Raw genomic sequence first — 25,688 nt, forward strand, 5'->3', positions numbered from 1 at the left:
AACACAGGCCTGATGGGGATCCAGGATCGCCTGACGCGATGCCATCCAGGGATGAACGGTCAGGTCTGGGCAATCGTCAGACCCCATCAAAAGCCGGGACGAAACACCTAGAATAGCTTGCGCAGCGTGAAGCTCAGCGTTCGGCCCAGCGGATCGAGATACGCCGGCTGATAGCTGAGCGGCGTGTTCCCCGCCTGGTCGCGGACGGACGGCCGCGTGTTGAACAGGTTGGTGATGCCGAGGGTGGCGCGCGCACCTTTCAGCCATTTGGGCGCTCGCGCGCCACCCAGGCGCTCGGCGAGGTTCGCGAACAGGGTGAGGTTCACCACGGCGATGTCGTCGAAGTGCAGATCGCCCTCGGCACTGCCCCACCCGCGTATCTCCGTCCCGCTCTGCCAGTTGACGGTCATGCGGGCGCCGAGCCCGCGCTTGAAGGCACCAGCCTGGAACTCGACCTCGTGGCGACGGCGGCCGCCGCGCACATCCACCGCGCCGCCGTCCAGCAGGTCGAGTCGAGGTACGCCCGCCCGCGGCAGGATGGAGTCCTCGAAATACCAGTTGTGATAGAGGCTGAGGAACAGCCGGCTGGAAAGATTGCCGACGCTGCGCGCCGCGGCGCTCCCCGGATCGGGATGGGCGAACACGGCGCCCGGAAACGCGCGGCGCGCTTCCGCCTCGCTTCCGAACACCCGGACGCCGGCATTCTGCAGGCCGGCCGGAACGTGGCCGAGCGGCCGGGCAAAGTTCACGCCCCAGCGCAGCTGCTTCTGCCGGGCATCGGCGAAGTTCAACGGCCGCCCGTCGATCGCGGACAGGACCCCGTCCGCGCTGCGGGTGAACCGGTCGGGGAATGCATCCTCGAGCTGCGGCGTCAGGATCGGAAACGCCGCAATGGGCCTGTCGGTGCGCGACGCCACATAGTCGATGCTCAGGATGAGGTCGGTCCGCCGGATCGGACGGAGGGTCATGCCCAGCTTGAAGAGATGCCGATCCTCCGCGCGCAGCCCAGCATTGCCTCCGGAGGTCCGCGTGACATCGACGACATCCTGCCGAACCAGGTCGAAGGTGCGGACGTTCGGCGTCACCAGCAGCGGGGCGCCGAGCTGCTCCAGCGTCGGCGCGGTCTGCTCGTCGGCCGCGGAGATGAGGACGCCGATGGCCGAGGACGGGCTCCAGCGTAGCCCATAGCCGAAGCTCCGCAGGCTCCCCGCATCGGAAAGTCGCTCCAGCGCGAGGTTCATATTGGCCGAGAGATTGCCGAGCGCCGCCCCGTGTCTGTCGCCGCGGTGTAAGATCGGCAGGTCGAGATCCAGTTGCGCCGTCCCGCGCTGGCGCGAGGGGGCAACCTGCCCGGCAGAGGCACCGCGGTCCCAGCGACTGTCGAACGTCGAGAACTCCACGGCCGCGTGCGCGCTGGCGGACAAGGGGCCCGCCGGCAGTTGCACGATCGGGCCGTTGAGCAGCAGGTCCGCCAGGGTGCGCGCGTCCGTCGATCGTGCCTGCTCCCTTCCTGCGGCGCCGTCGTCCAGATCGGTGCGGGTGTTGCTGGTCGAGCGATCGTGGCTGGCGGTTACGGTCCAGAGCCAGGGGCCGCGGCGCCCGCCGAGAGTCGTGCCGAGATGGGCGACGCCTCGCTCGCTATGGCGGCGCAGCGGACGGGTGCCCACCGCGCCCAGCAGGCTTTCGGTTCGCGTCGCCTCGAAACGGCCGTTCAGCGTCGCGGCGATGTCCCCAGGGATCTGCCCGCTCACCCCGCCTTCGAGTGCGGCCTGGTCGCTGCTGGGCAACAGCGTGCGAAATCGCCCAAGCTCGGGCGTGGCGGCAAACTGCCGCAGGTCGCGTTCGCTCTCCAGCAGCGACGCGGCGCGGGTGTAGGTCGCGCCCAGCGAAAGCCGGGTATCGCCGCGGATCGCGAGATAGTCGACCTTGCCCGTGCCGCTCTCTCGCCCGCCTTCGGTCGGCGCAACCAGGCTCAGCTGGCCGATCCGGGACCGGAAGCGCTCCAGCGTCACTATGTTCACGACCTTCTGGTCGGCGCGATAGCCATAGCGGAGCGCCAGTTCCTCGGGAAACACCTCCAGCCGCTCGATCGCTTCGGAAGGGATCCGCGCGACCTCCAAAAGGCTGGAGACGCGCCGCCCGTTCAACAGCACGACAGGGCCGCCATCCTCCCGCCCACGGGCGCTGGCCAACTGCGGTCCCAGTATCTCGAGCAGCGCACCGATATTATCAGCACCCAGCGCGCGGACATCGAGCCGGCCGAGCGTTCTTTCCGGGGGCACGTCGCCCACCACGGCACCGCGCGCCTGGCGGGTCGTGACCAGAATATCGCCTCCGGCGCCGGCCTGTTGCCGCGCGTTCGGTCCCCCCAGCAGCGCGGAGGGGTTGCTGCGAAGCTGCGCTTCCAGCTTGCGCTGGATCTCCGGCGGCAGCGGCTTGCCGTCCGCCCCCCGGAACTGGATGGTGGCGGGGCCGCCCTGCTCTGGCTTCGCGGCCTCGACGGGCTGCTTCGCCGGGGCGGATTGCGCCGTGCCAGGCTCCGGCGGTGCGACACCCGCCGGGGCTGCCTGCTGCGCCACTACCATGCCGGGGGCGACACTCGCCATCACACCGACAAGCCGTCTGATCGTCCGCCCCATGTACACCTCCCGCACCTGTGTTGGCCGGGGTTGCAGCAGAGGGGCGTAGCCTGGGGATGGCCGCTCGGTAGCGCGCGCTGTTACGCAAATGCTACAATGCGCTGCTACCCACGGAGCATGCATGCAGAGGTGATCGCCACGAACACGGTCCTCATCGTCGACGACGACGCCAGTATTCGCGACGCGCTCGCCGATTTCCTGCGCGGCAATGGCTATGCCGTGCGAACCGCCGCCAACGCCGCCGCCTGCGACCGCGCGCTCGCCCAGGCGCCCGCCGATCTGATCGTGCTGGACGTGATGATGCCCGGCGAGGACGGGCTGTCGCTCTGTCGCCGCCTGTCGAGCGCAAGCACGCCCATCCTGATGCTCAGCGCGCTCGACGCCGTTACCGACCGGATCGTCGGCCTGGAAGTCGGCGCCTGGGACTATCTGACCAAGCCGTTCGAACCGCGCGAGCTGCTGGCGCGGGTGCGGGCGCTGCTGCGGCGGCCGTCGCCCACACGGGACGAGCAGCGACCACCCCGCGGCGGCGTGACCTTCGCGGGGTGGTGGCTCGATCTGGAGGAGCGGCGCTTGCGCGATCCTGCCGGGCGCGCCGTCTCGCTCAGCGAGGGCGAACACGCGCTCCTCGCCGCCTTCGTCCAGCGTGCTGGGCGGATTCTGACGCGCGATGCCCTGCTCGATCTGGCACGGGGCCTGGACGCCGCCTCCTATGACCGCGCCATCGACGTGGCGGTCAGCCGCTTGCGCCGCAAGCTCGCCGAAGCAGACCCGATGCCGTTGATCGAAACAGTCCGTGGCGTCGGCTACCGCTTCCTGCCGACGGTGCGCGCGGCGTGAAGCGGGCGCCCAGCGCGCTCGTCGCGATCGGCAACTTCGGCGTGGCGGTGGCGACGCTGAGCGTGGCGACCACCGCCGCCATCGTGCTTCTTGCCCCGCAGCCCCCAGCCGTCCGTGTCAGCGCCGCCGAAGCGATCGCCGCGCTGCGCAAGCCGATGCCGGGCTTCGAGCGCCGGATCGTTTCCGAGCCGCTGCCCGGGCCGCGCACGATGGTGCTGGAAGCGATCATCGCCGCCGAACTGCGGCGGCCGATCGAAGAGGTTCGGGTCGTATCGTCCGGCACCAGGCCGCTGACCGACAAGGCCGCAAGCGTCGTGGGGACCGTGCTGCGCGCCGACAAGACCGATGCTCCCCCGTCCTTTGTCCTGGTGCAGCGGGGCCGCCGTCGTTTCGAAATGGTGGCACCCGGCACGGTGAGCAGCACCATCCGCAATGCCATGATCGGCCTGCCGGTCCCCGCCTTCACGGCAAGCGTGCGGCAGGCGGACGGCCGCTGGCTGAGCGTGGCGCCTGTCCGGCCGTTCTTCGCGCGGTGGCAGGTGAACATTCTCATCGCGCTGGCCGTCAGCCTGATGCTGCTGGCACCGATCGCCTGGATCTTCGCGCGCCGACTGACCCAACCGTTCCGCACCCTTGCCGACGCGCTCGATTCCGGTGGCGCGGTGCATATCCCGGAGGAGGGGCCGCGCGAGTTGCGCGAAGCCGCGGCGGCGATCGCCGCGATGCAGGCGCGGCTTGCGGCGGAAGCGGCCGAGCGGGCGCGCATGCTCACCGCCATCGCCCATGACCTGCGCACGCCGCTGACCGGCCTGCGGCTCCGGATCGAGAGCACGCCCGAGCCACAGCGTGGGCGGATGGTCGCCGATGTCGAGCGCATGCAGGCGATGATCGGCGAGGTACTGGCCTTCGCACGCGCTGCAGCGACACCGCCAGAAGTGCTCGACGTGCGCGCGCAATTGCATGCGATCGTGGAGGCCCTGGGCGAACGTAGCGCTGCGATACGGCTGCTGCCCGGCGACGAGGCCCGCATCTGTGCGCCCGAACCCGCCTTCCGCCGCGCCATCGAGAACCTGCTGCGCAATGCCATCGACTATGCCGATGGCGGGGAGGTCTGCGTGCAGAGGGTCGAGGATCGGGTGCGCATCTCGGTGACCGATGCAGGGCCGGGGGTTCCCGCCGCAGATCGCGAACGTCTGCTGCTGCCATTCGAGCGGGGCGAGGCCTCACGAAGCCGCGAAACGGGCGGGGCGGGTCTGGGCCTGAGCATCGTCCGGGATTTCGCGGTCCAATGGGGCGGGGACTTTTCCTTGGGTGAAGCCCGCGGCGGCGGCACTGCTGCGAACCTGTTGTTGCCCATCGCTTAATTCTACGCGCGCCGCGGATGGCGGAATTCAGGACTTCGAGGCGTGGCCGCCAAGGCCGCGATCCGGCGTGGGAGCGCTGGAGGTTCGATCTGCGCCTTCAACCCTGTCGTTCAGACGCAGATCTCCGCCGCCGAAGCGGCGGATTTCTGCAGATTTCCAATGTGGAAATATGGTCGGGGAGAGAGGATTCGAACCTCCGGCCCCTGCCTCCCGAAGACAGTGCTCTACCAGGCTGAGCTACTCCCCGACGGAGTCCGGTCTACGATGCTTTCGGGAGCAGACCGGCTTGAGCTTGGAGGCGCGCCTATAAGGGTGGGTTGGCCGAGCCGTCAAGCGCTTCGTTGCAACAAAAAGACGCTCCCTGCATTTTTTCCCATTCGCCCGGACGGCACCGCTCGACCGGCCCCGCTCGGCGCGATAAGCCTGCGCCCCGTGTCGCCCATCGAAGCCGTCGCAACCCTGTTGGGGATCGCCAATGTCACGCTCGTCGTGCGGCGGAGCCTGTGGAACTACCCCTTCGCACTGGCGATGGTGTCGCTCTACGCGTGGATCTTCCTGCGCGAGCGGCTGTACAGCGATGCGCTCCTCCAGGGCTTCTATTTCGTCGTAAACGGCTATGGCTGGTGGAACTGGCGGCAGGCAAAGGCCTCGTCGGGCGAGGTACCCGTCACCCGGCTGGGCGCGCGGGCGCGGCTGATCTGGGGCATCGGCATGGCGCTGGCGGCGCTCGCCTGGGGCGCGCTGATGTACCGCGTGACCGATGCCGCCTATCCCTGGTGGGATGGCACCATCGCCGTCATCAGCATCACGGCCCAGCTTCTCCAGTCGCGCCGAGCCTGGGAATGCTGGCCGTTATGGATCGCTGTCGACCTGCTGGCGATCCCGCTGTTCGCGGTGAAGGGGCTGTGGCTCACCGCTGGCCTCTATTGCCTTTTCCTCGCGCTTTCGGTGTGGGGCGCCATCGACTGGAACAGGGCCCGCGCATGATTCCCCGAACCATCTGCCTGCATGGCCCCGAAAGCACGGGCAAGACCACGGTCGCCGCGCGGCTGGCGACGGCGCTGGGCGGCACGGTGCTCGACGAATATGGCCGCGAATATGCGGAGACCCGCGGCACCGACTTCACGATGGCCGATCTTGTCGAGATCGCGAAGACGCACGATGCGGGTACCCGGATGATGCTGGAGACCACCGCGCCGCCGCTGATCCTCGACACCGATCCGCTGATGACGGCGGTATGGGCCGACATGCTGTTCGGGACCCGCGACCCCTGGTTCGACGCATGGGACGGCACCGCGGATTTCTACCTGCTGTTCGACATCGATCTGCCCTGGGTGGCCGACGGCACCCGGCTGTTCGGCACGCGCGAGGCGCGGCAGCGCTTCTTCGATCTTTCCCGCGCCGAACTCGAGCGCCGCGGCGTTCCCTGGGCGCTGGTGCGCGGCGAGGGCGAGGCGCGGACGGCTGCTGCCCTGGCGGCAATTGCGGCTTTCGCGCAACAGGTTTGAGGAACCGGCGCCCGCCCGATTTGCGTCACAGGAAGTTCACAATCGAGGCCTAGCGCCGCCGCGACGGTAACGGGGAAGCTTCACAACAAGTCCTTGCAGCAGACGGTGAATTGCCGCGCTGCATGTCCGCGCGCCGTTCAAACACAAGACCAAACATCCAAACGGGGAATTCCAATGCTGCATCTCGCGCGCGACAAGCGCAGCCTGCTGATCGGCGCCGCCTTGGGCGCGCTGCTCCTGTCCGATACCGCCTCCGCTCAGGATACGCAGAGCAACGACGGGCTTGCGGAGATCGTCGTCACCGCCGAGCGTCGTCCGGAAAACCAGCAGGACGTGCCGGTGTCGGTGGCCGTGCTGCCCGCCGCGCAGGCCCGTGACTATACCGCCGGCGGCGACGATACGCTGCTCGCGCTCTCCGGCAAGGTGCCGGGCCTCTATGTCGAATCCTCGACCGGCCGCATCTTCCCGCGCTTCTACATTCGCGGTCTCGGCAACGTCGATTTCTACCTCGGCGCGTCGCAGCCGGTCTCGATCATCCAGGACGACATCGTCCTCGAGCACGTCGTGATGAAGTCGAACCCGGTGTTCGACGTCAACCAGATCGAAGTGCTGCGCGGTCCGCAGGGCTCGCTGTTCGGCCGCAACACCACCGCCGGCATCATCAAGTTCGACTCGATCCGCCCGACGCAGCAGTTCGAGGGCCGTGCGACGGCGAGCTATGGCAGCTATAACAGCGTCAATGTCGACGCGGGCGTCGGCGGTCCGATCATCCAGGACAAGCTCGCCTTCCGCATCTCGGGGCTCTACCAGCACCGCGACGACTATATCGACAACACCTATACGGGCCCGACCTTCGACGGCACCCGCGTCGGCCGCAAGGATGCCGCCGGCGGCTTCAACGAGCGCGACGTGCGCCTGCAACTGCTCGCGACGCCGAACGAGAGCCTGTCGATCCTCGCCTCGGGCCATGCCCGCTGGTATGACGGCACCGCCACCGTGTTCCGCCGCGGTGCGCTGCCGCTCGGTTCGAACCAGATCACCGGCGTGCAGTTCACCCGCGCGCGTTGGGACGAAGGCGCCGACAACCCGCAGAACTACAAGACCGCAGGCGGCTCGGTGCATGTCAACTGGGACCTGGGCCCGGTCACGCTGACCTCGATCACCGGTTACGAGACGCTCTCGGGCTATAGCCGCGGCGACACCGATGGCGGCGCGGCGGCCGACTTCAACAACGCCGGCTATGGCGAATCGATGGGCCGCGTGCGCGGCCTCGACCAGTGGACCGAGGAATTCCGTGTCGCCAGCAACGGCGAGGGCCCGCTCAAGTGGCAGGTCGGCGCGATGTATTTCGATTCGCGCGACATCACCGAATTCTATCAGCGCGCCTACTTCCTCACGCCGCCGGCCAACAACCCGAACAACTGGGTGCGCCTGCACAACCAGAACACTAGCTGGGCGGGCTTCGGCCAGGTGAGCTACGAGGTCGCGCCGAAGCTGACGATCACCGCCGGCGGCCGGGTGACGAAGGATACCAAGACCACCGATCTGCTGAAGACGGCCGACAGCGCGGCGGGGCTCGTCACCTATGGTGGCCGTCGCCACGTGCGCCTCTCGGATACCCAGCCGAGTTGGGATCTGAGCGCGCGCTATGAATTGAACCCGGACGTCAGCGTCTATGCCCGTGTCGCCAAGGGCTTCCGTGGCCCGACCATCCAGGGTCGCTCGGCGGTGTTCAACTCGGACTTCACAACCGCGAATTCCGAGAAGATCCTGTCATGGGAAGCTGGTGTGAAGACCCAGATGGGCCGCACGCTGCGCTTCAACCTGACCGGCTTTTATTACACGGTCGATGATATCCAGTTGAACGGCAACGACATCAACGGCAATGGGGTACTGCTCAACGCCAACAAGGCACGCGCCTATGGTCTGGAGGCCGATGCCGATTGGCGTCCGGTGCGCAACCTTTCGATCCAGGCGGGCTTCAGCCTGCTGCGCAGCAAGATCCAGGACAAGAATGTCCAGGTGCAGACCTGCTTCTTCGCGGGGGTGATGCCCTGCACACTTCTGCAGCCGACCGTGGCAGTGAAGAACAAGGCTGGGGCCACCACCGCGTTTCTTGCCAATATCGACGGCAACCCGCTGCCGAACGCTCCCGACTATAGCTTCAACATCAACGCGCGCTACGACATCCCGATGGACATCGGTGGCAAACTGTTCCTCCAGACGGACTGGAATGTGCAGGGCTACACCAACTTCGTGCTGTACCGGACGAAGGAGTTCACCGCAGACGGCAACTTCGAAGGCGGCCTCAAGATCGGCTACACCGCCGAGAACGACGCCTGGGAAGTCGCTGGCTTCATCCGTAACCTGACCGGCGAGAAGAACCTGAAGGGCGTGATCGAGAACTATCGCGCCGCCGTGCTCAACGAGCCGCGGGTGTTCGGCCTCTCGCTGAGCGGCAAGTTCAAGTAAGCCAAACCGGCTGCACCTCTCTTTCGGGAGGTGCAGCGGGCTAAAGAAAAGGGCCGCCGCGGGGATCTCCGCGGCGGCCCTCTTTCTGCCTGCGTCCGATCAGTTCGACGGGGCCAGCTTGGTGTTCAGCACCCAGCCGACATTGTCGTTCTCGTCGGCGACTTCCCACCACAGGCCGTCCTTCTTGCCGGTGGGATAGACGATCGCGCCAACGGGCAGCGTGCGGATCACCTTGCCGGCGGCCGCGGGGGTGGCGTGCATCGCCACCGGCGCCTGCGCGGTGAAGGTCTTGGTCGGCGCCGCCTGCGCGGTGCCCTCGTCGCCCGGCCGCACCAGCCCGAGTTCGTTGACCATCTTCGAATAGGCGTCGATGAACGCAAGCGTCACGATCCGGCCGATATCGGTGTTGTCATAGCCGCCGCCGACCGCGCCGAGACCACCGCCGATGAAGCCGACGCCACCGCCGGCACCCCAGGACACGCTGTTCTTGGAGGCATAGCCTTCCTGCGTCGCGATCGTCTCGGTGGTGCGCACGTTGGTGAGCGACAGGACGGTGTTCGCCTCCATCTTGCGCGTCTTGATGCCGCCCAGCAGGCCGCCGATCGACCCGCCGATCACGCTGCCGGCCGCCCCTGCGACGGCGCTGCCGCCAGCGTTGCGGTTCGATGCCTGCACCTCGGCGACGAGGACATAGTCCGCCGCCTTGATCTGGCCCTGGCCGACATTCGCGCCGCGCTGGTGGCCGAGATCGCCACCGATGTTCCGCTCCAACTGCGCCGCCTGCAGGCCCGAGCCACGGTCGACCAGATTGAAGCAGCCCGAACGCTGCACCAGCACCTTCAGCAGCTTCTGCGGCGGCGCCAGCGAATACTGGGTCCAGCCGCGGGGATCGTCGCCGTCGACGATCGACAGCGTGCCGAGCTTGCGCGCGCAATGCGGCACGTCCTGCACGGCCTGTTCCTGGGTGCGCTGGGTCTTGGTCGGCTTGCTCTGGGCGAGGGCGGGAACGGCGCCCACGCACAATGCCATCGCCCCGGCGGCGCCGAGCAACTGCTTCATCATTTTACTCTTTCCTCCCTGTACAACCTGCGGGCGCCTGCCTGGACAGGAGCGCACCCCGGCGGCACGCGTACCAGAATGCGGCGCCGGGGCCTAGCGACGTCGCGCCACCGTACAATCGGGTACTTTGGCTTTTCTCACCAAGCTGCTAACGCGCGCGGAATCATGGCCACCGATATCACCAAGATCCGCAATTTTTCCATCATCGCGCACATCGATCATGGCAAGTCCACGCTTGCCGATCGGCTGATCCAGCGCACCGGCGGCCTGGCCGACCGCGAGATGTCCGAGCAAGTCCTTGATAACATGGACATCGAGAAGGAGCGGGGGATCACCATCAAGGCGCAGACCGTGCGCCTGGAATGGAAGGGCCATGTCCTCAACCTGATGGACACGCCGGGCCATGTCGACTTCGCCTATGAGGTGAGCCGCAGCCTCGCCGCCTGCGAGGGCGCGCTGCTGGTGGTCGACGCCGCCCAGGGCGTCGAGGCGCAGACGCTCGCCAATGTCTACCAGTCGATCGAGCATGACCACGAGATCATCCCCGTGATCAACAAGATCGACCTGCCCTCGGCCGAGCCCGAAAAGGTCCGCGCCGAGATCGAGGACGTGATCGGCCTCGACGCCTCCAATGCCGTCCTCGCCAGCGCCAAGAGCGGCATCGGCATCGAGGAGATCCTCGACGCGATCGTCGAACGCATCCCGGCCCCCAAGGGCGACCCCAATGCCCCGCTCAAGGCGATGCTGGTCGACAGCTGGTACGACCCCTATCTCGGCGTCGTCATCCTCGTCCGCGTGATCGACGGCTCGATTCGGAAGGGCCAGCAGGTCAAGTTCATGCAGACCGGCACGACCCATCTGGTCGACCGGGTCGGCGCCTTCCGCCCCAAGATCGAGCAGCTGCCCGATCTCGGCCCCGGCGAGATCGGCTTCATTACCGCGCAGATCAAGGAAGTCGCCCAGGCCCGCGTCGGCGACACGCTGACCGACGCCAAGAAGCCCGCCGCCGAGCCGCTGCCGGGCTTCAAGGAAGTCCAGCCGGTCGTCTTCTGCGGCCTGTTCCCGGTCGACGCCGCCGATTTCGAGAAGCTGCGCGAGAGCATCTCCAAGCTGCGCCTCAACGACGCGTCGTTCAGCTTCGAGATGGAGACCTCCGCCGCGCTCGGCTTCGGCTTCCGCTGCGGCTTCCTCGGCCTCTTGCACCTGGAGATCATCCAGGAGCGGCTGATGCGCGAGTACGACCTCGACCTCATCACCACCGCGCCGAGCGTGGTCTACAAGATGCGCCTGACCAAGGCGGCGGGCGAGGCCGAGGCCAAGGAGATCGAGCTCCACAACCCCGCCGACATGCCCGATCCCAACCGGATCGAGGAGATCGAGGAGCCGTGGATCCAGGCGGTGATCTACGTGCCCGACGAATATCTGGGGCCCATCCTCAAGCTCTGCCAGGATCGCCGCGGCATCCAGAAGAACCTCACCTATGTCGGCGGCCGCGCCCAGGTGACCTATGAGCTGCCGCTCAACGAAGTGGTGTTCGACTTCTACGATCGCCTCAAGTCGATCAGCCGCGGCTATGCCAGCTTCGACTATGAGCAGATCGGCCACCGCGCCGGCGACCTCGTCAAGATGAGCATCCTCGTTAACAACGAGCCGGTCGACGCGCTGAGCATGATCGTCCACCGCTCGACCGCCGAGAGCCGCGGCCGCGGCATGTGCGAGCGGCTCAAGGACCTGATCCCGCGCCATCTGTTCAAGATCCCGATCCAGGCGGCGATCGGCGGCAAGGTGATCGCGCGCGAGACGATCGCCGCGCTGCGCAAGGACGTGACCGCGAAATGCTATGGCGGCGACGCCTCGCGTAAGCGGAAACTTCTCGACAAGCAGAAGGAAGGCAAGAAGCGGATGCGCGAGTACGGCAGCGTGCAGATTCCGCAGGAAGCCTTCATCGCCGCACTGCGGATGGGCGAGGAATAAGGGGCGGGGGGCTCGCGTCTCCCGCGGCATGCCTCCCCGGCAGGGCAGGGCAATCGCATTTGGAACCTCGCGACGACGGCACGTCCAAAACAATCGTCATCCCGGCGGAAGCCGGGATCCATTCGCGCTGAAATGGCGGTTCTTTCCCCCCGCGTCGAGGGCAATGGATCCCGGCTTTCGCCGGGATGACGGAGCAAATTTGCCAAATGCGATAGCCCTGCCCGGCAGGGGGGGGCTTGCATATCGCCGTCAAAATACGTCGTCATCCCCGCGAAGGCGGGGATCCATTGGCGCTGAAATCGCGGTTCTTTCCCCCAGCGCCGAGGGCAATGGATTCCCGCCTTCGCGGGAATGACGATGGGTTGGGTGGCGCCGCCGTCCCCCAAAATCCTCCCCGTGCCGGGGAGGAATTCAGGCTACCGCCCCCGCGCCACCTTCCATTCCGCCCAGCTGTCCGACCGCGCCGCCGCTTCCCATTCGGCCTGCGCCTCGGCCATGCGGCGTTCGGCGTCCTGGCGGGCGCGGTCGCGTTCGTCGCGGTCGGGGCCGCCGACCAGCGCGGTGCCGGGCGAGCGCGCGTACATCGGCAGCGGCGGGCGCGCCGGTTCGCCGCTTTCGGCCCAGGCCTTGCGGCGCAGCGCGTCGAGCTTCGCGGTCATCGGATGCGCGAATTCCTGCACGCGGCCGTTCGGGCCATAGTCCGTCGTGAACAAGGTGATCATCGCGTCCGACATGCCGGCGTTGGCGAGGATCAGCTCGATATGGGTGAGCTGGCGCAGCGTGAAATCGGCCGCGACGATCTCGCCCTGCAGTCGCAGCTGGCGCTCGCTGCGCACCTTGGCGGCATAGCGGGTGAACAGCGTATCGAGGACCTTGCGCATCTCCTCCGGCATCGGCGCGTCGGGTTCGGCGAGCGCCTGATATTCCGCCTTGCGCCGGGCGCAGACCGGGCAGGGGGCGGGCGTGTCCTCGGGCCCGGCGCCCTCGCGCGCGACCGTATCGGGATGGCGGGTGCCGGGCGGCAGCGCGGCGAGCGCGCCATATTTGTCCGGCGCGCGGTGGCGCAGGATGAACATCAGCAGGCGATCATTGTGCCAGCGTTTCTCGCCGCACTGCTCGCCCTTGTAGAAGACCGGCACCGGCACGCCGTCGATCGCGCGTTCGATCGCGATGTCGCGCAGCCGATCGAGCCCGGCGGTGAGCGCCGCCTCCCAGGCGGCGCGGAAGCTGGCGCCTTGCGGGTGGAGGCGCAGCATATAGGCGCCCTCCTTGGCCATGTTGATCGACCGCGCCGCCGCGGTGACCGATCCGGTGGCGGCGAGCGCGGCGATGAACGCCCGCTGTCGCGCGGGCGTCCAGCCATCGACGCGATGTTTACGGGGTACCGGCGTGAAGTCCGGCACGACGAAGTCGGGGTTCGAGCGGTTCTTCATGGCACCGCATATAACCAAATAGGTTCGTGTAGGAAAGGGGAGAATGCGGCAGGTGTTAGGGGGCGCTCTCGACTCACATATGCTTTTCCGAAGCAGTGCTGGGAATGTCGGCTAACGCCGCAAGTGCCTTTTTGCTCGTGGTCGCCGGGGAGTAGGGTTCGCCCGCTCTAGTTGAGCAGCGTTTTTAGAATGCAATCCCGAAAGTATACGTTCGTTCATTCAACGTGATCTAAAACCTTTGATGGACTACGGTCCAACCGCTTCGGGGCGCAACAGCCTTTGAAACCTTTCGGTGCAGAATTATCAGGAAGGGCGGTAACGATATCCCTAACGTTGCAGAAGCCCGCTTATTCGGATTTTCTAATCACTCCGAAATCCTGTTCCTTATGCCATTTGGTTCGCTTACATGAGCGCAAACGTGGGGAGGCTTCATGCTGAGAATTTTGATCGATACGTGTGTCTGGATCGACCTTGCCACCGACTATCGTCACTTCAAGACACTCGACGTGCTCATCGATCTGATCCGCGATGGCGAGGCCGAACTGGTTGTGCCCCAACAAACGCTGGACGAATTCGATCGTAACAAGGGGCGCATTATCAAGGAAACCAACCAAGGCATTAGTGCGATCTTCAAACGGGTCAGGGATGCCATTCGCGAACATGGCGAAGAGGAAGGCCGTGACAACTTGCTCCAGCAGTTGGGCGACATGGATTACCGTATCGGTAAACAGGGAGAGTTCGCCAATTCCAATATCAATCGTATCGAAAATTTGCTAAACGAAGGGAGGATCGTTCAGACTTCGGACGACGTGAAAATCAGAGCCGCGCAACGCGCAATCGATAAGCTCTGCCCGTTTCACAAAAACAAGAACAGCATGGCAGATGCGGTGTTGGTGGAAATCTACCGCGACATGCTGGTGGGCAGCAGCAGCGAAGAGCACCTCGCCTTCGTAACCCACAATAAGCGCGACTTCTCGAACATGAACGTTGATGAGCGAGAACCGCATCCTGATATTGCCGAACTATTTGCAGAGGCGGGCTCCACATACGCCCTCGCTCTCGGGGAGGTGCTGAACACTTACGCTCCCGACTGGATGGAAGAACTGAGGTGGGATTTTGAGTATGAGGAAAAACCGCGCAGTTTGAGCGAAATATTGGAGGCGCAACACCTGCTTTTCCGCCAGATCTGGTACAACCGCCACATCGATCTCATGCATCGTGTCGAGATTGGCGAGATCGAGGTCGTGGATCAGTTGGGCAAGACCGAGAAAGGCTACTACCGTCAGGACCAGATCACGCGTGGCACTTTAGAGTTAGCACTCGCTGCCGGTGAGCGGGCGAGGAACGAGGTTGGCGAAGAAAACCTCGGGCCTTGGGACGATTTCGAGTGGGGGATGCTCAACGGCAAGCTGAGTGCATTGCGCTGGGTAACTGGTAGCGAATGGGACTTCCTCGATACCTAGGAGCGCGCCAGACGATTTGTGCAATCTTCTCCCGTGCTGCCATCCTGACCAGTTCGGCGCGGCAAGGAGCCGGAAGCTCTGGTCATCGCCCGATGTCGTATAACCGGTGAGGTCGATTACCACGGGCACACCGTCAGTGTAGTCGCCGGCAATGTCCCGCAAGCGCGGGATGTCGGCACCTGGCAAAAAATACTGTCCAAAAAGTCGCTTGGGAACGGCGAGGTTTGTCCCCCACTCAGCTGCTCAAACCGCATCTACAACCTACCCCCACCACGCCGCGCCGCCCGAACAATCACCGCCGACCCCAGCAGCGCCGCCGAGACGATCGCCGCCACCGCCACCAGCCCGCCGGTGGTGATCCGCGCCTCCAGCGCCACGCTGTCGCCGACGCGCAGGGTGGCATGGGCGCCGGTCGGGGCGGCGCGGGGTGCATGGGTGGGGAGGGGATCGGCCATGGCCGCTTCTACCGCGAATCCCGTTTTGAGGCACGCGCCGTGTGCTGGTCGCGCGATCGTTCCGCGCCCGGGTGAACCATTCCGGCAGACCAACGTTATGGGGCCGTCCGTATCAGATGGTTTCCAGCGTGAGTCAGAACGTGTCGCAGCCCCGTCCCTCCCAGCCAGCGCGGTCTCGCCGCTGGGGGATTCCGGGAGTCGCAGCGGCGCTGGTCTGCGCCGCGCCGGCCCTCGCGCAGGGCTATGCCGCCCGGCAGCTCGGCGACTGGACGGTCGCCGCCAGCAAGGACGGATCGGGCTGCTTCATCAGTCGCAGCTTCGAGCAGCCGGGCGGCACCACGCTGCTGCTGGGCGTGGACCGCGACGGCAGCAACCATTTCTCGGTGCTCAACGAGAACTGGTCGATCCGCCCGCAGGACCGGCTCAAGCTCACCTTCCGCCTCACCCAGGGCGGCTACCCCAATCACCAAGCGATCGGCATCGTCGCGGACGGCAAGCAGGGCTTCGTCGCGGCGTTCGATCCCAACTTCCCGACCGCCTTCGCCGGATCGAAGGCGCTGCACATCGATCGGGGGTCGACGCCGGTCGCGCGGCTGCCGCTCGACGGCAGCGGGGCGGCGGTGGCCGAGCTCCGGCGCTGCGTCGCGGTCCAGCACGGGCCGGCCAAGGCGGCGGCGAGCGACGACGGGATTCCCCGCGATCCCTTCGCCGAGCGCCCCAAACCGAGGCGCAAGCGGTGATGCGGGAACACTTCACCCCGTGTGCGGCTCGGCCCGACGGACATCCGGCACAGCCGGACCGAATCGGGATTGTTGCGGGCACGTTGCTCCGGCTTGGTGGCCGGGCCTTAAGTTTCATTAACGAGTGAAAGGTGTGTTTATGCGTACTGGTATCAAGTTTGCTCCCCTCGCGGCACTGATGATCGGCGGCGTTGCGCTGAGCGGTTGCGCAACCAAGTCGTTCGTCCGCGAGCAGATCGCCCCCGTCAGCCAGCGCGTCGATGCGCTGGAGACCCGTCTCCAGGAAACCGACGGCACCGCCAAGCAGGCGCTGTCGCAGGCCCAGGCCGCTGCCGGCCAGGCCCAGCAGAACGGCCAGCGGCTCGACCAGCTGAACGGCCGTGTCGACACGCTGGACCAGCAGACCCAGCAGCTCTCGCAGCAGGTGCAGCAGCAGAACGCCAAGCCGCGCAAGCGCGCCCGCAACTAAGCGGGCCTGCCGCATCGCCTGAATCGCGATGCATCCGGGTGGCCGCGCTTCGGGGCGGTCACCCTTTTTCTTGAGCGATGGAAAAGATGATCCAAGGCTTTCTCGCGCTGGCCGGGCTGGCGCTGCTCGTTCCGCCCGCTGCCGCCGTTCCCCTCCAGGATGCCAAGCCCAAGGTTGCCGCGCCGAAGAAGGCGGCGGCGCCCAAGAAGGGCAAGCACGCGCCGGCCAGGCCGAAGACCAAGGCCGCGGCCGCCAAGCCCGCCGCGCCCGAGCTCCAGCCCTCGGCGGAGACGCTGCGGGTGCAGGATTGGGTGGTCTCGGCCGGGGACAATCACGGGCTGCCCTTCCTGATCGTCGACAAGCCCCATGCCGCGCTGTTCCTCTACGACCCGAGCGGCAAGCAGCTCGCCGCGGTGCCGGTGCTGATCGGCATCGCCCCGGGCGACGATGCGACGCCGGGGATCGGCGCCAAGCAATTGTCCGAGATCGGCCCGGCCGAGAAGACCACGCCCGCCGGCCGCTTCCTCGCCAAGTTCGGCCTGGCAGTGGGCAAGGAGCGGGTGCTGTGGGTGGATTACTACACCTCGGTCGCGCTGCACCCGGTGCCGACGGGGGCGGCGGCGCGCAAGGAGAAGCGGCGCGAGCGGCTCGCCTCGCCGACGCCTGACGACAACCGCATCACCTTCGGCTGCATCAACGTGCCGACCGGCTTCTACACCCAGCTGCTCAGCCCGATGTACAGGAAGAAGGGCGGCTATGTGTACGTGCTGCCCGACAGCAAGCCGATCGAGGACGTGTTCCCGGCGCTCCACGTGCAGGCGGTGGCGAACCGCGGCCGATAAAAAATGCCCGGCCGCTGGGGAGCGACCGGGCAGGGGGTCTTCGAGGGGGACGAAGATCAGAAGTTGACGCGCACCGCGGCGGCCAAAGTGCGGCCCTGGACCGAGCGCGCCCAGCCGATGCCGGTGGTGGGCATGGTGGCCTGGCTGATGTCGAGGAAACCCTTGGCGTTGAACAGGTTGGTGCCGTTGAGCGACAGGTCGATCGCCTTGGTCGGGTGCAGGATCACGAAGCCGCCGACGGTGGTGAAGCCCGGCATCTTCAGCTGGTTCACGTCCTGCGCATAGCTGCTGGTGATCGTCACCACGCTGGCACCGATCGTGGCGTAGCGGATGTCGACCTGCGGGGTGGCCTGCAGCGTCCAGGCCGGCTGGTGGCGCGGCTGCTTGCCGGTCTGGGTCGGGTCGAAATAGTCCTTGGTGATCTTCGCCTTGGTGTAGGTGGCGCCCGCCGCCAGGCTGAACGGACCGCGCTTGATGCCGCCCTCCATCTCCAGGCCGTAGGTGCGGTACTTGCGGTAGGTCCAGGTCACCGAACCGTTGAGCAGGTTGTGATCGTCGGCATGGGCAAGGAAGGCGGTGGCGTTGAAGGTGATGCCGTTCTTGCGGAACTTCAGGCCGCCTTCGAGCTGCTTCACCGCGTCATAGGCCTGGCGATCCTCGATGATGTCGCCGGTGGCGGTGATCGCACTGGTGAACAGGATCTTGTCGGCATTCACCCGTCCGCCACGGCTGTAGCGCGCGAACAGCGCCAGCGGCTCGGCCACGCGATAGTTGATGCCGGCGGAGTAGCTTAGATATTTGAAGTCGTAATTCACCGGCGCCGGCTGGCTGAGCGGCAGGATCGAGGTGCGCGTTTCCGGCGCGCTGATCTTGCCGTCACCGTTCATGTCGACCGTGCCGGTGCCGACGCGGCCGCCGCCCAGGTCCGAACCGATCATCGTGCCGCGGGCATGGCCGGTATCGTAGCGCAGGCTGCCGCCGATCGCGATCTTGCCGAAATGATAGTTCACCGAGGCATAGGGCGCGAAGAAGGTGTAATCGACGTCGAACGAGCGGCGCAGGCGCGGGCCGTTTCGGCCATAGGCGTAGACGCCGTCCTGCGTCTGGGCGACGCCGTTCGCCGCCGTGAGGTTGACCAGCGCCGCCTTGCCGCCGCCGACCACGTCGGTCACCATCGAGACCTGCATCGCATCCGCCGCCACGGTCTGGCTGGCGAGGTAGAGGCCGCCGGTGACGGTGAGGTCGCCCTGGCCGACCTTCCACACGCGGGTGCCGCGGAAATCATTGGCGAAATGGTCGCCGTTCCGCAGATTGTAGCTGTTGACGTAGAAGTTGGAGAGCAGCCCGTTGCCGTTCGCATTGACCGGCACCGCCTGCCCGGCATTGGGGCCGTTGGCATAGGTGGCGGTAGCGCCGGCACCCGCCAGCGAGGCGGCGACGGTGGCGATCGGCGCGACCGTGCTCGGGAAGCCGCGGAGGAACTGGCCCGAGGCGGTCGAATAGCGGATGCGATCGGTGAGCGTCCAGCCGCCCAGGTCGAACTGCGCCTCCAGCCCCAGCGACTTGGCCTCGGCGTGCTGGCCGTCCTTCACCGAATAGGCGGTGACTTGGTTGGTGCTGTCCAGCCCCAGCATCGTGCTGATGTTGGGCGAGAGCATCGTGTCCTTGAGGATGTCGAAGCCCGGGATATTGCCCAGCACCGGCTGGTCGTTGGTGCCGGTGAGCGTCACCGGATAGGTGGCATAGCTCGGCGCGCGATCGTCGAGCAGCTTGGCATAGGCGCGGATATAGCCGTTGGAAAACGTCTTGGTGACGTTGAGCTTTACCTGGCCGCCGCGGAACGAGGTCATGCCGGTCGTGCGGGGGCCTTCGCCGGCGCGGTAGAAGCCGCCGACATGGAAGCGCAGGTCATCGCTGAGCTTCGCGCCATAATCGAAGTCGGCGCGCTTGAGATCGTAATCGAGCCCGGTGGTCAGCTGGAGCGAGCCGCCCTCGACGTCGCCGGTTTTGGAGATGAGGTTGATCAGGCCGCCCGGCGAGCCCGAGGCGAAGGTGGAGGCCGATCCGCCGCGGATCGTCTCGATCTGCGCCAGCGTGGAATCGGCGCGGAAGAAGCTGTCGCCCGCGATGTTGAAGATGTCGTTGAACTCGAGGGCGGGCAGGCCGTCTTCCTCGATCTGGACATATTTGGAGCCGCCAGAGCCGATCGGCAGGCCGCGCACCGTGTAGTTGTTGTTGCCTTCGCTGATGCCGCTCTCGACGCGGATTCCGGCCATGGTGCGCAGGATGTCGGCGAGGCCGACCGGGCCCAGCTTCTGCGCCTCGCTGCCCTTGAGCGAGCTGGTCGAGGTGGCGCTGTCCAGCCGGTCGCGGCCCTTGGCGACGCCGGTGGAGAAGACTTCCTTCTCGGGCGCGGGCTGCGCTGCTGCTGCCTTCGTCTTGCCGGCCGCTTCTGCCTTGGTTTGCGCTACTGCATGGCTTGATACCGATGTGCTTGCAATCAACGCGAGAATGAGACCAGAAATCTTCACGAGTGCACCCCTTGTGGTTCGTTGCGTTGGCGATCCCTACCCGCCTTTATAGTGCCAAGGGGTCGCCGCCCGGCCGTCGGGATGTGCACTTTTGTGAATAAAAATAGGTTCTTAGGTATTTGTCCGGAGGTGGTGCGCTGCCTCTGGTGACGCCGTTCCATGGCCTTGATGGCGCGTAAAAGGCTTGCGTCGTGTGAAGTTGTCGGCCGTTCTGCGCAAGACGTGACGCGCGCGGGCGCGCGATCGTGCAAGTCAGCGTGTTGCCATCGCAGATCTTCTTGCGGTTCCCGTCGATGATCGCGCCGGTGTTCGCCTTCGAAACGCCGCCGAACACACCCGCATTGCGTACTTTACCGTTTTCTAAGCCGCGCCTGCGATAGTGCTGGCTCTGCGCCGTTCCCGGCGAACGAGGATCAGGGAGACAAGCATGCAGCGCCTGCCGCTCATCGCCCCGCGCCCGGCGCGCCTGAGCGCGATGGTCGACGAACTCCGCGCCATCGAGGCGCGCGGCATCTATTCGAACGGCGGCCCGATGGTGCGCGGATTCGAAGCGGCGGCGACCGATCGGTTGTTTGGCGGGCAGGGCGCCTGCCTTGCCGTGAACAACGCCACGCTGGGCCTGATGCTGGCGATCCGCCAGGCCGCGGGGCCGCGCGCAGGCACGGGGGCGCTGGCGCTGGTGCCCGCCTTCACCTTCGCCGCGACCGCGCAGGCGGTGCAATGGGCGGGCCTGACCCCGGTGCTGTGCGACATCGATTCCGACGACTGGACAATGCGCGCCGATGCCGAGGCGGCGGCGTTCGATCGCCATGGCGATCGCATCGCGGTGGTGGTGCCCTATGCCACCTTCGGCGCCGCGATCGACCTTGGCCGTTACGAGGGCTATCATGCGCGCGGCATCGGCGTGGTGGTGGATGCGGCCGCGTCGCTCGGCGCGATCGATTCGGCCGGGCGGCAGTTCGGCGCGGGCGCGCCGTTCCCCATCGTCTATTCGATGCACGCGACCAAGGTATTCGCGACGGCCGAAGGCGGGCTGATCCACAGCGGCGACACCGGGCTGATCGAAAGCTTGCGGCGGCTGAGCAATTTCGGCTTCGACGGCGGGCGATCGGCCGAGGGGCCGGGGCTCAACGCCAAGCTGCCCGAAGTGCTGGGCGCGCTCGCCATGGCGAAGCTGGGGGAGCTGGAGGGCGTTGCCGCGCATCGTGCGGCGCTCGACCAGGCCTATCGCGCGCGGCTGGGCGGGTTCGCGCGCGACTATGGCTTCCAGTTCCAGGCGCTGCACGGATCGCGGCCGGCGCTGCAATTCCAGTCGCTGCTGCTGCCGCGCCCCTTTGCCGGGCACCGCCCCGCAATCATCGCTTCGCTCGCCGAGCAGGGGATCGGCGCCGGCCAGTATTTCAGCCCGCATCTGGGCGAGCAGCCCTGGTTCCGCAGCAGCTGCGTCCTCGACCGGGCGCTGCCCGTGGCGGACGATGTCTCCGGCCGGATCCTGTCGCTGCCGGTGACCGACGGGATGACCGAGGCCGACGTCGACCAGGTCTGCACCGCGCTGGTCGACGCCTGCCGTACCGCGGGACTCGACGGATTGCGCGTCGAACGGCGTGGTCGGACAGTGCATTCGGCGCTGATCATCGGCGGCGGGCCGGCGGGCACTGCGCTGCTGACCGCGGCGACCAAGGGCGACCAGCTGGTCGGGCTGGCGCGGAGCGGGCTGGCGGTGGTCGAGCGCGATGCGGTGCTGGGGCGGGGCGAGATCGGCAGCTACGCCATCACCTCGGACAGCACCGCGGAGACCTTCCTCACCGCGGTGAAGGACAATGTCCACCAGGATATCGCCGCGCTGACCGCGCACCATAGTGGCCGTGAAGTGGCGCTATACGCCGGCAAGCTGGGCGTGCCGCTCTCCCGCTCGACGCCGCTGCTAGAGGCGACGGGCGCCCGGCTCGGCACGCTGGTGGCCGAGCATGGCGGCGTGGTCGCCACTCGCTCCGAGGTGATCGACGCGCGCCGGACGCCGCAGGGCGACTGGGCGGCGCGGGTGCGCAACCTGCTCACCGGCGAGGAACGGGTGATGCGCGCGGCCAATCTGGTGATCGCGACCGGCGGCTATCAGGCGCGGGAGCATGTCGCGGCCGAGGACGTCGCCGGTGCACCGATCGGTGACCTGGCGGGCGACCGGCTGGTGCTGGGCGACGATTTCCTGCGGCTCGGCGGCCTGGAGCGGCTGCGCGCGCGGCTGGAGGCGGTGCGTGCGCCGCGGATCGCGATCGTCGGCGGGTCGACCAGCGCGATGGCCGCGGCGGTGCTGCTGCTCAAGGCCAGCCCGGCGTTGCCGCTGGGAGCCGGCGCGATCCGGCTCTACCACCGCCGGCCGCTGCGGCCCTTCTATCGCTCGGCCGAGGAGGCATATGCGGACGGCTTTACCGATTTCGGGCCCGACGATATCTGCCCGTTGAGCGGCTTCGTCTACCGCCTCGCCGGATTCCGGCTCGAGGCGCGCGAGCTGGTGCTGCGGATGCTGGGCGTGGGCGGCCGCGCGCCCGATCCGCGCATGGCGCTGTGCCGGCTGACCGGCGCGAACGATGCGGCGATGCAGGCCGAACTGCGCGCGGCCGATGTGGTGATCGGTGCGCTCGGCTACCGGCCGCGGGCGCTGCCGCTGTACGACGTCGAGGGCACGCGGATCGCGCTGATGGCCGATCATCCCGGCCGGCCGCGGCTGGTCGACCAGCAATGCCGGGTGCTGGATGCCGAGGGGCGGCCGCTGCCCGGCGTCTATGGCCTTGGGCTCGCCTCCGGCCATGTGCCCGACGGGCCGCTGGGCGGCGAGGCCAGCTTCAGCGGCAAGGCCAACGGCCTGTGGCTGTGGCAGAACGATATCGGCCGGATGATCGTCGACCAGATCCTCGCCGACCGCGCCCGCGTCGCCGCATGAGCGGGGTGCCCACGATCTCGGTGGTGATGGCCACCTATAATGGCGCCGCGCTGCTGCCGGAGACGCTCGCCAGCCTGCAGGCCCAGTCGTTCGCCGACTGGGAGCTGGTGGCAGTGGACGACGGCTCGCGCGACGACACGGTCGCGGTGCTGCGCGGGGTGGGCGATCCGCGGATCCGGGTGATCGAAAGCGCGGTCAATGGCGGCCCGGTGGTGGCGCGCAACCGCGCCTTTGCCGAAGCGCGCGGACGCTATGTCGCCGGGCTGGACCAGGACGATCTCAGCCTGCCCGATCGCTTCGCCCGGCAGGTCGCCTGGCTCGACGCGCACCCGGGCACGGTGCTGGTGAGCACGGCGACCGACTGCCTGGTCGACGGCAGGGTCCGCCCCGGCCAGTGGATCCGCCCGCTGACGCCCGGGCTGATCGACTGGCTGATGCTGGTGCAGAACCCTTTGGTCTGGTCGTCGGTGCTGTTCCGCGCCGAGGCGGCGCGCCAGCTGACGCCGTTCGAGCGGCCCGAATGCCGCTATGTCGAGGATTTCGACCTCTGCCACCGGCTGCGCGCCTTTGGCCGGATCGACCAGATCGACATGGTGCTGACGCGCTATCGCCAGCATGAAGGCGGCGCCTCGCAACAGTTCAACGGCACGATGACCGCGAATGTCGAGACCCTGTTGCGCGCCCGGCACCAGGCGGTGCTGGGCACGCGCGCGCCGGACATCGCCGGGCTGCTGGTGCGGCATGTGATGGCCAAGGCACCGATCGGGAACCGCGCCGAACTGCGCCGCCTGTTCGACGGCATCGCCGTGCTTCGTGCGCATTTCGGCACCCTCGGCCACGACGCGGCGACGCTGGCGCGGGTCGACCAGGAGATTTCGCGCGCCTGGTGGCGGCTCTGCCGCACCGGCATCCGCGCCGGCCGGCTGCCGCTGCATCATGCGATCACGGCGCGTCCGGCAGCGGCGGCGCTCGGCGATGCCCGCGCCGCCGATCTGGTGGCGAGCGGGATGATCGGCGCCGTGCGCGCGCTACGGCGATAGCGCCTGCCGGCGACGGCGGCGTGGCAGCTACGACTGCCACGCCGCTGGAATCTTCGAAGATTGACAGCGTGGGGCCTTGCCTTAATCCTCCGTTCCGGGAGCTGCCGGGGCAATCGGGGGCCGCCAGGGGGAATTGGAGCATGTCGTCTTTCACGCCGCGCCTCGTGTGCGCTGCCACCATCCTGCTGTCCGCGTGCAGTGGTGGTGGGGGAAGCGGGGGTGGCGGCGGCATCGCTCCCGCGCCCGCGCCGCCCGTCAACACCAGCATCACCAACCTCACTTCGAGCCAGAGCTTCACCGCGACCGGCAGCGCCACCACGGTGGCGTTCGAGCTGGTGAACAGGACCGTGACCAGCAGCGCAGCGGCCGACCAGACGCTGATGGTCAGCTACGACGCGGGCTCGAAAAGCTACACGATCACCCAGCCCGGCGGGGCGACGAGCTTCCAGAGCAGCGACATCGAGCGGAGCGGCAATGGCGAGACACGCTATGTCCGCAATGCGAGCGGCGGGCATGACTATCTGACCATCGCGACCACGCCCTATTCGGGTGGCGGCAGCAACCGCTATGTCGCGCTCGGCTATATCCAGCACAATGCGGTGAGCGGCACCGCGCAGAACACCGGCTTCGCCGCCTTTCCCTTTGGCTTCGAGACGCCGCTCTCCGCCGTCCCGCGCACGGGCACGGCGAGTTGGCAGACCGACGTGTTCGGCCTGTACAGCGCGCCGGGCAACACGCCGCGGACGGTGAGTGGCGGCGGCGACTTCAGCATCGATTTCGCCAATGGCCTGTTCAGCACGAAGACGTCGCTGATCCAGGCCGATTTCGTGACGGGGGGAACGCTCTCCGGCGGCGGCATCGAACTAATCGGGCAGGGCAGCTTGCGCAGCGACGGCAGCTTCGCCGGCAATATCGCCTATGAAGGATCGCTAGGCATGGTGGCCGGCCCGCTGGCGGGGCGCTTCTATGGTCCGGGTGCGGAGGAAATCGGCGCGTCGTTCCGTGCGGACAATGCCGCGGGCGTGACGCTCACCGGGGCGCTCACCGGCCAGCGCAAGCCGACCGCGACCCAGACCAACTTCACGCTGTCGTCGATCGCCAGTGACCAGCTTTTCTACTCCATCTGGGCGCGGCTGGACGAGCTGACGAGCGCCTCTGGCGGCCAGACCTTTGTCCAAACGCCGCTCCATGCGCAGATGACCTTCCGGCCCGACGGCAGCTTCCAGCTCGGTACGCCGGTTTCCGACATGCCGGGGGCGACCTTCACCGCCGCCGACAAGCTGCCGTCGAACCGGTCCGACTTCACCAGCTATCAAAAGCTGGTCAACGGCAACCCGGTGCGCGTCGACCTCTATGCGCCCGGCAGCGGCAGTCAGGCGATCGTGCTCAGCTATGCGGGCTTCGGCATGTGGGGCTGGACAAACCGCACGTCTTCCTACCCCTACACGACAACCGGCTATTTCACCTACGGCTTCACCACGCCGCGCGAGCTTCTCTCGCGCCGTATCGGTACTGCCAGCTATGACGGCCCCGCCTATGGCACCGCCGCTACCGCGGTCACCGCGACGGCGGCGAGCACGCGCTACACCGTCAGCGGAACCTCCCACTTCGACATCGACTTCACGCGCCAGAACTTCAGCGGCAACCTTGTCCTGAGCGCGGCACCGGAGGCCGGAGGCAGCAGCGCGTCCCTCGGCACGTGGCAGTTCAGCGCGCCGATGTCCTATGGCCTGATTACCTCGACCGCGCTGACCAATCCGTCGACGCCGTCGCCATCGACCAACATGATCGTGCCCGAGCTGTTCGGACCGAACGGCAATGAGATCGCGGCGACCTTCGCGATCGCCAACGGTGCGAAGATCAACGGCCAGAATGTCTGGGTGGCGGGCGCCACGGTAGCAAAGCCAAAGTAACGGGGGCG

18 protein-coding genes and 1 tRNA gene are annotated in these 25,688 nt (G+C 67.1%); 13 read left to right on the forward strand and 6 right to left on the reverse strand.

All coding sequences use genetic code 11. The annotated features are described in order from the left end of the window. Positions 1–107 precede the first annotated feature (107 nt). The gene (locus SAZ01S_RS03785; protein WP_245824578.1) at positions 108–2,606 is read right to left on the reverse strand and encodes a TonB-dependent receptor; all 2,499 of its coding nucleotides are present in this window, start codon (positions 2,604–2,606) and stop codon (positions 108–110) included. A gap of 150 nt (positions 2,607–2,756) precedes the next feature. Between SAZ01S_RS03785 and SAZ01S_RS03790 the strand changes: the two genes are divergently transcribed. Together SAZ01S_RS03790 and SAZ01S_RS03795 are read left to right on the forward strand one after the other, a co-directional pair. Beyond that, entirely contained in the window at positions 2,757–3,479 is a 723-nt protein-coding gene (locus tag SAZ01S_RS03790) for a response regulator (RefSeq protein WP_084580218.1), read from the forward strand. Between the two features lie 47 nt (positions 3,480–3,526). After that, positions 3,527–4,843, forward strand: coding sequence for a sensor histidine kinase (locus SAZ01S_RS03795; protein WP_245824581.1), 1,317 nt, complete (start codon positions 3,527–3,529; stop codon positions 4,841–4,843). Between the two features lie 170 nt (positions 4,844–5,013). On the opposite strand, the gene SAZ01S_RS03800 is transcribed toward SAZ01S_RS03795, so the two are convergent. Then, positions 5,014–5,090, reverse strand: a tRNA-Pro gene (locus tag SAZ01S_RS03800). A gap of 185 nt (positions 5,091–5,275) precedes the next feature. On the opposite strand from SAZ01S_RS03800, the gene pnuC reads away from it, so the two are divergent. From pnuC to SAZ01S_RS03815, 3 genes are all read left to right on the forward strand, one after another. Then, entirely contained in the window at positions 5,276–5,830 is a 555-nt protein-coding gene (pnuC, locus tag SAZ01S_RS03805; RefSeq protein ID WP_084580222.1) for a nicotinamide riboside transporter PnuC, read from the forward strand. Further along, positions 5,827–6,351 carry an AAA family ATPase gene (locus tag SAZ01S_RS03810; protein ID WP_084580224.1) on the forward strand — a complete coding sequence of 175 codons (525 nt, stop codon included), beginning with the start codon at positions 5,827–5,829 and terminating at the stop codon, positions 6,349–6,351. The genes pnuC and SAZ01S_RS03810 overlap by 4 nt, the downstream gene beginning before the upstream one ends. A 174-nt stretch (positions 6,352–6,525) precedes the next feature. Further along, positions 6,526–8,823 carry a TonB-dependent receptor gene (locus tag SAZ01S_RS03815; RefSeq protein ID WP_084580226.1) on the forward strand — a complete coding sequence of 766 codons (2,298 nt, stop codon included), beginning with the start codon at positions 6,526–6,528 and terminating at the stop codon, positions 8,821–8,823. 99 nt (positions 8,824–8,922) lie between these two features. Here SAZ01S_RS03815 and SAZ01S_RS03820 read toward each other — a convergent pair whose 3' ends face one another. Then, complete coding sequence (locus tag SAZ01S_RS03820) at positions 8,923–9,885, reverse strand: CsgG/HfaB family protein (RefSeq protein ID WP_139809922.1); 963 nt, start codon at positions 9,883–9,885, stop codon at positions 8,923–8,925. A gap of 162 nt (positions 9,886–10,047) precedes the next feature. Between SAZ01S_RS03820 and lepA the strand changes: the two genes are divergently transcribed. Further along, on the forward strand, positions 10,048–11,856 hold the full coding sequence (gene lepA / locus SAZ01S_RS03825) for a translation elongation factor 4 (protein ID WP_084580227.1): 1,809 nt from the start codon (positions 10,048–10,050) through the stop codon (positions 11,854–11,856). 416 nt (positions 11,857–12,272) lie between these two features. On the opposite strand, the gene SAZ01S_RS03830 is transcribed toward lepA, so the two are convergent. After that, the gene (locus SAZ01S_RS03830) at positions 12,273–13,289 is read right to left on the reverse strand and encodes a hypothetical protein (protein ID WP_084580229.1); all 1,017 of its coding nucleotides are present in this window, start codon (positions 13,287–13,289) and stop codon (positions 12,273–12,275) included. Positions 13,290–13,720: 431 nt separating this feature from the next. Between SAZ01S_RS03830 and SAZ01S_RS03835 the strand changes: the two genes are divergently transcribed. Next, positions 13,721–14,752, forward strand: coding sequence for a PIN domain-containing protein (locus tag SAZ01S_RS03835; protein WP_084580231.1), 1,032 nt, complete (start codon positions 13,721–13,723; stop codon positions 14,750–14,752). Between the two features lie 254 nt (positions 14,753–15,006). On the opposite strand, the gene SAZ01S_RS03840 is transcribed toward SAZ01S_RS03835, so the two are convergent. Then, positions 15,007–15,207 carry a hypothetical protein gene (locus SAZ01S_RS03840; RefSeq protein WP_084580233.1) on the reverse strand — a complete coding sequence of 67 codons (201 nt, stop codon included), beginning with the start codon at positions 15,205–15,207 and terminating at the stop codon, positions 15,007–15,009. A 140-nt stretch (positions 15,208–15,347) separates the two neighbouring features. Between SAZ01S_RS03840 and SAZ01S_RS03845 the strand changes: the two genes are divergently transcribed. The 3 genes from SAZ01S_RS03845 (at position 15,348) to SAZ01S_RS03855 (ending at position 17,258) form a co-directional block, all read left to right on the forward strand. After that, on the forward strand, positions 15,348–15,947 hold the full coding sequence (locus SAZ01S_RS03845) for a hypothetical protein (protein ID WP_245824583.1): 600 nt from the start codon (positions 15,348–15,350) through the stop codon (positions 15,945–15,947). A gap of 139 nt (positions 15,948–16,086) precedes the next feature. Further along, a complete protein-coding gene (locus tag SAZ01S_RS03850; protein ID WP_084580236.1) occupies positions 16,087–16,416 on the forward strand; it encodes a hypothetical protein in 330 nt (109 codons plus the stop codon). Positions 16,417–16,502: 86 nt separating this feature from the next. Next, positions 16,503–17,258 (forward strand): hypothetical protein, encoded by a 756-nt coding sequence (locus tag SAZ01S_RS03855; RefSeq protein ID WP_084580398.1) that lies wholly within the window; start codon positions 16,503–16,505, stop codon positions 17,256–17,258. Positions 17,259–17,314: 56 nt separating this feature from the next. Here SAZ01S_RS03855 and SAZ01S_RS03860 read toward each other — a convergent pair whose 3' ends face one another. Next, complete coding sequence (locus SAZ01S_RS03860; protein WP_084580238.1) at positions 17,315–19,789, reverse strand: TonB-dependent receptor domain-containing protein; 2,475 nt, start codon at positions 19,787–19,789, stop codon at positions 17,315–17,317. Positions 19,790–20,216: 427 nt separating this feature from the next. Between SAZ01S_RS03860 and SAZ01S_RS03865 the strand changes: the two genes are divergently transcribed. The 3 genes from SAZ01S_RS03865 (at position 20,217) to SAZ01S_RS03875 (ending at position 25,680) form a co-directional block, all read left to right on the forward strand. Next, the gene (locus tag SAZ01S_RS03865; RefSeq protein WP_084580240.1) at positions 20,217–22,727 is read left to right on the forward strand and encodes a DegT/DnrJ/EryC1/StrS family aminotransferase; all 2,511 of its coding nucleotides are present in this window, start codon (positions 20,217–20,219) and stop codon (positions 22,725–22,727) included. Beyond that, entirely contained in the window at positions 22,724–23,767 is a 1,044-nt protein-coding gene (locus tag SAZ01S_RS03870; protein WP_084580242.1) for a glycosyltransferase family 2 protein, read from the forward strand. The genes SAZ01S_RS03865 and SAZ01S_RS03870 overlap by 4 nt, the downstream gene beginning before the upstream one ends. A gap of 140 nt (positions 23,768–23,907) precedes the next feature. Further along, the gene (locus SAZ01S_RS03875; protein WP_084580244.1) at positions 23,908–25,680 is read left to right on the forward strand and encodes a HupA family protein; all 1,773 of its coding nucleotides are present in this window, start codon (positions 23,908–23,910) and stop codon (positions 25,678–25,680) included. Positions 25,681–25,688 lie beyond the last annotated feature (8 nt).

It is taken from the genome of Sphingomonas azotifigens NBRC 15497 (assembly GCF_002091475.1).
Lineage (GTDB): Bacteria > Pseudomonadota > Alphaproteobacteria > Sphingomonadales > Sphingomonadaceae > Sphingomonas > Sphingomonas azotifigens.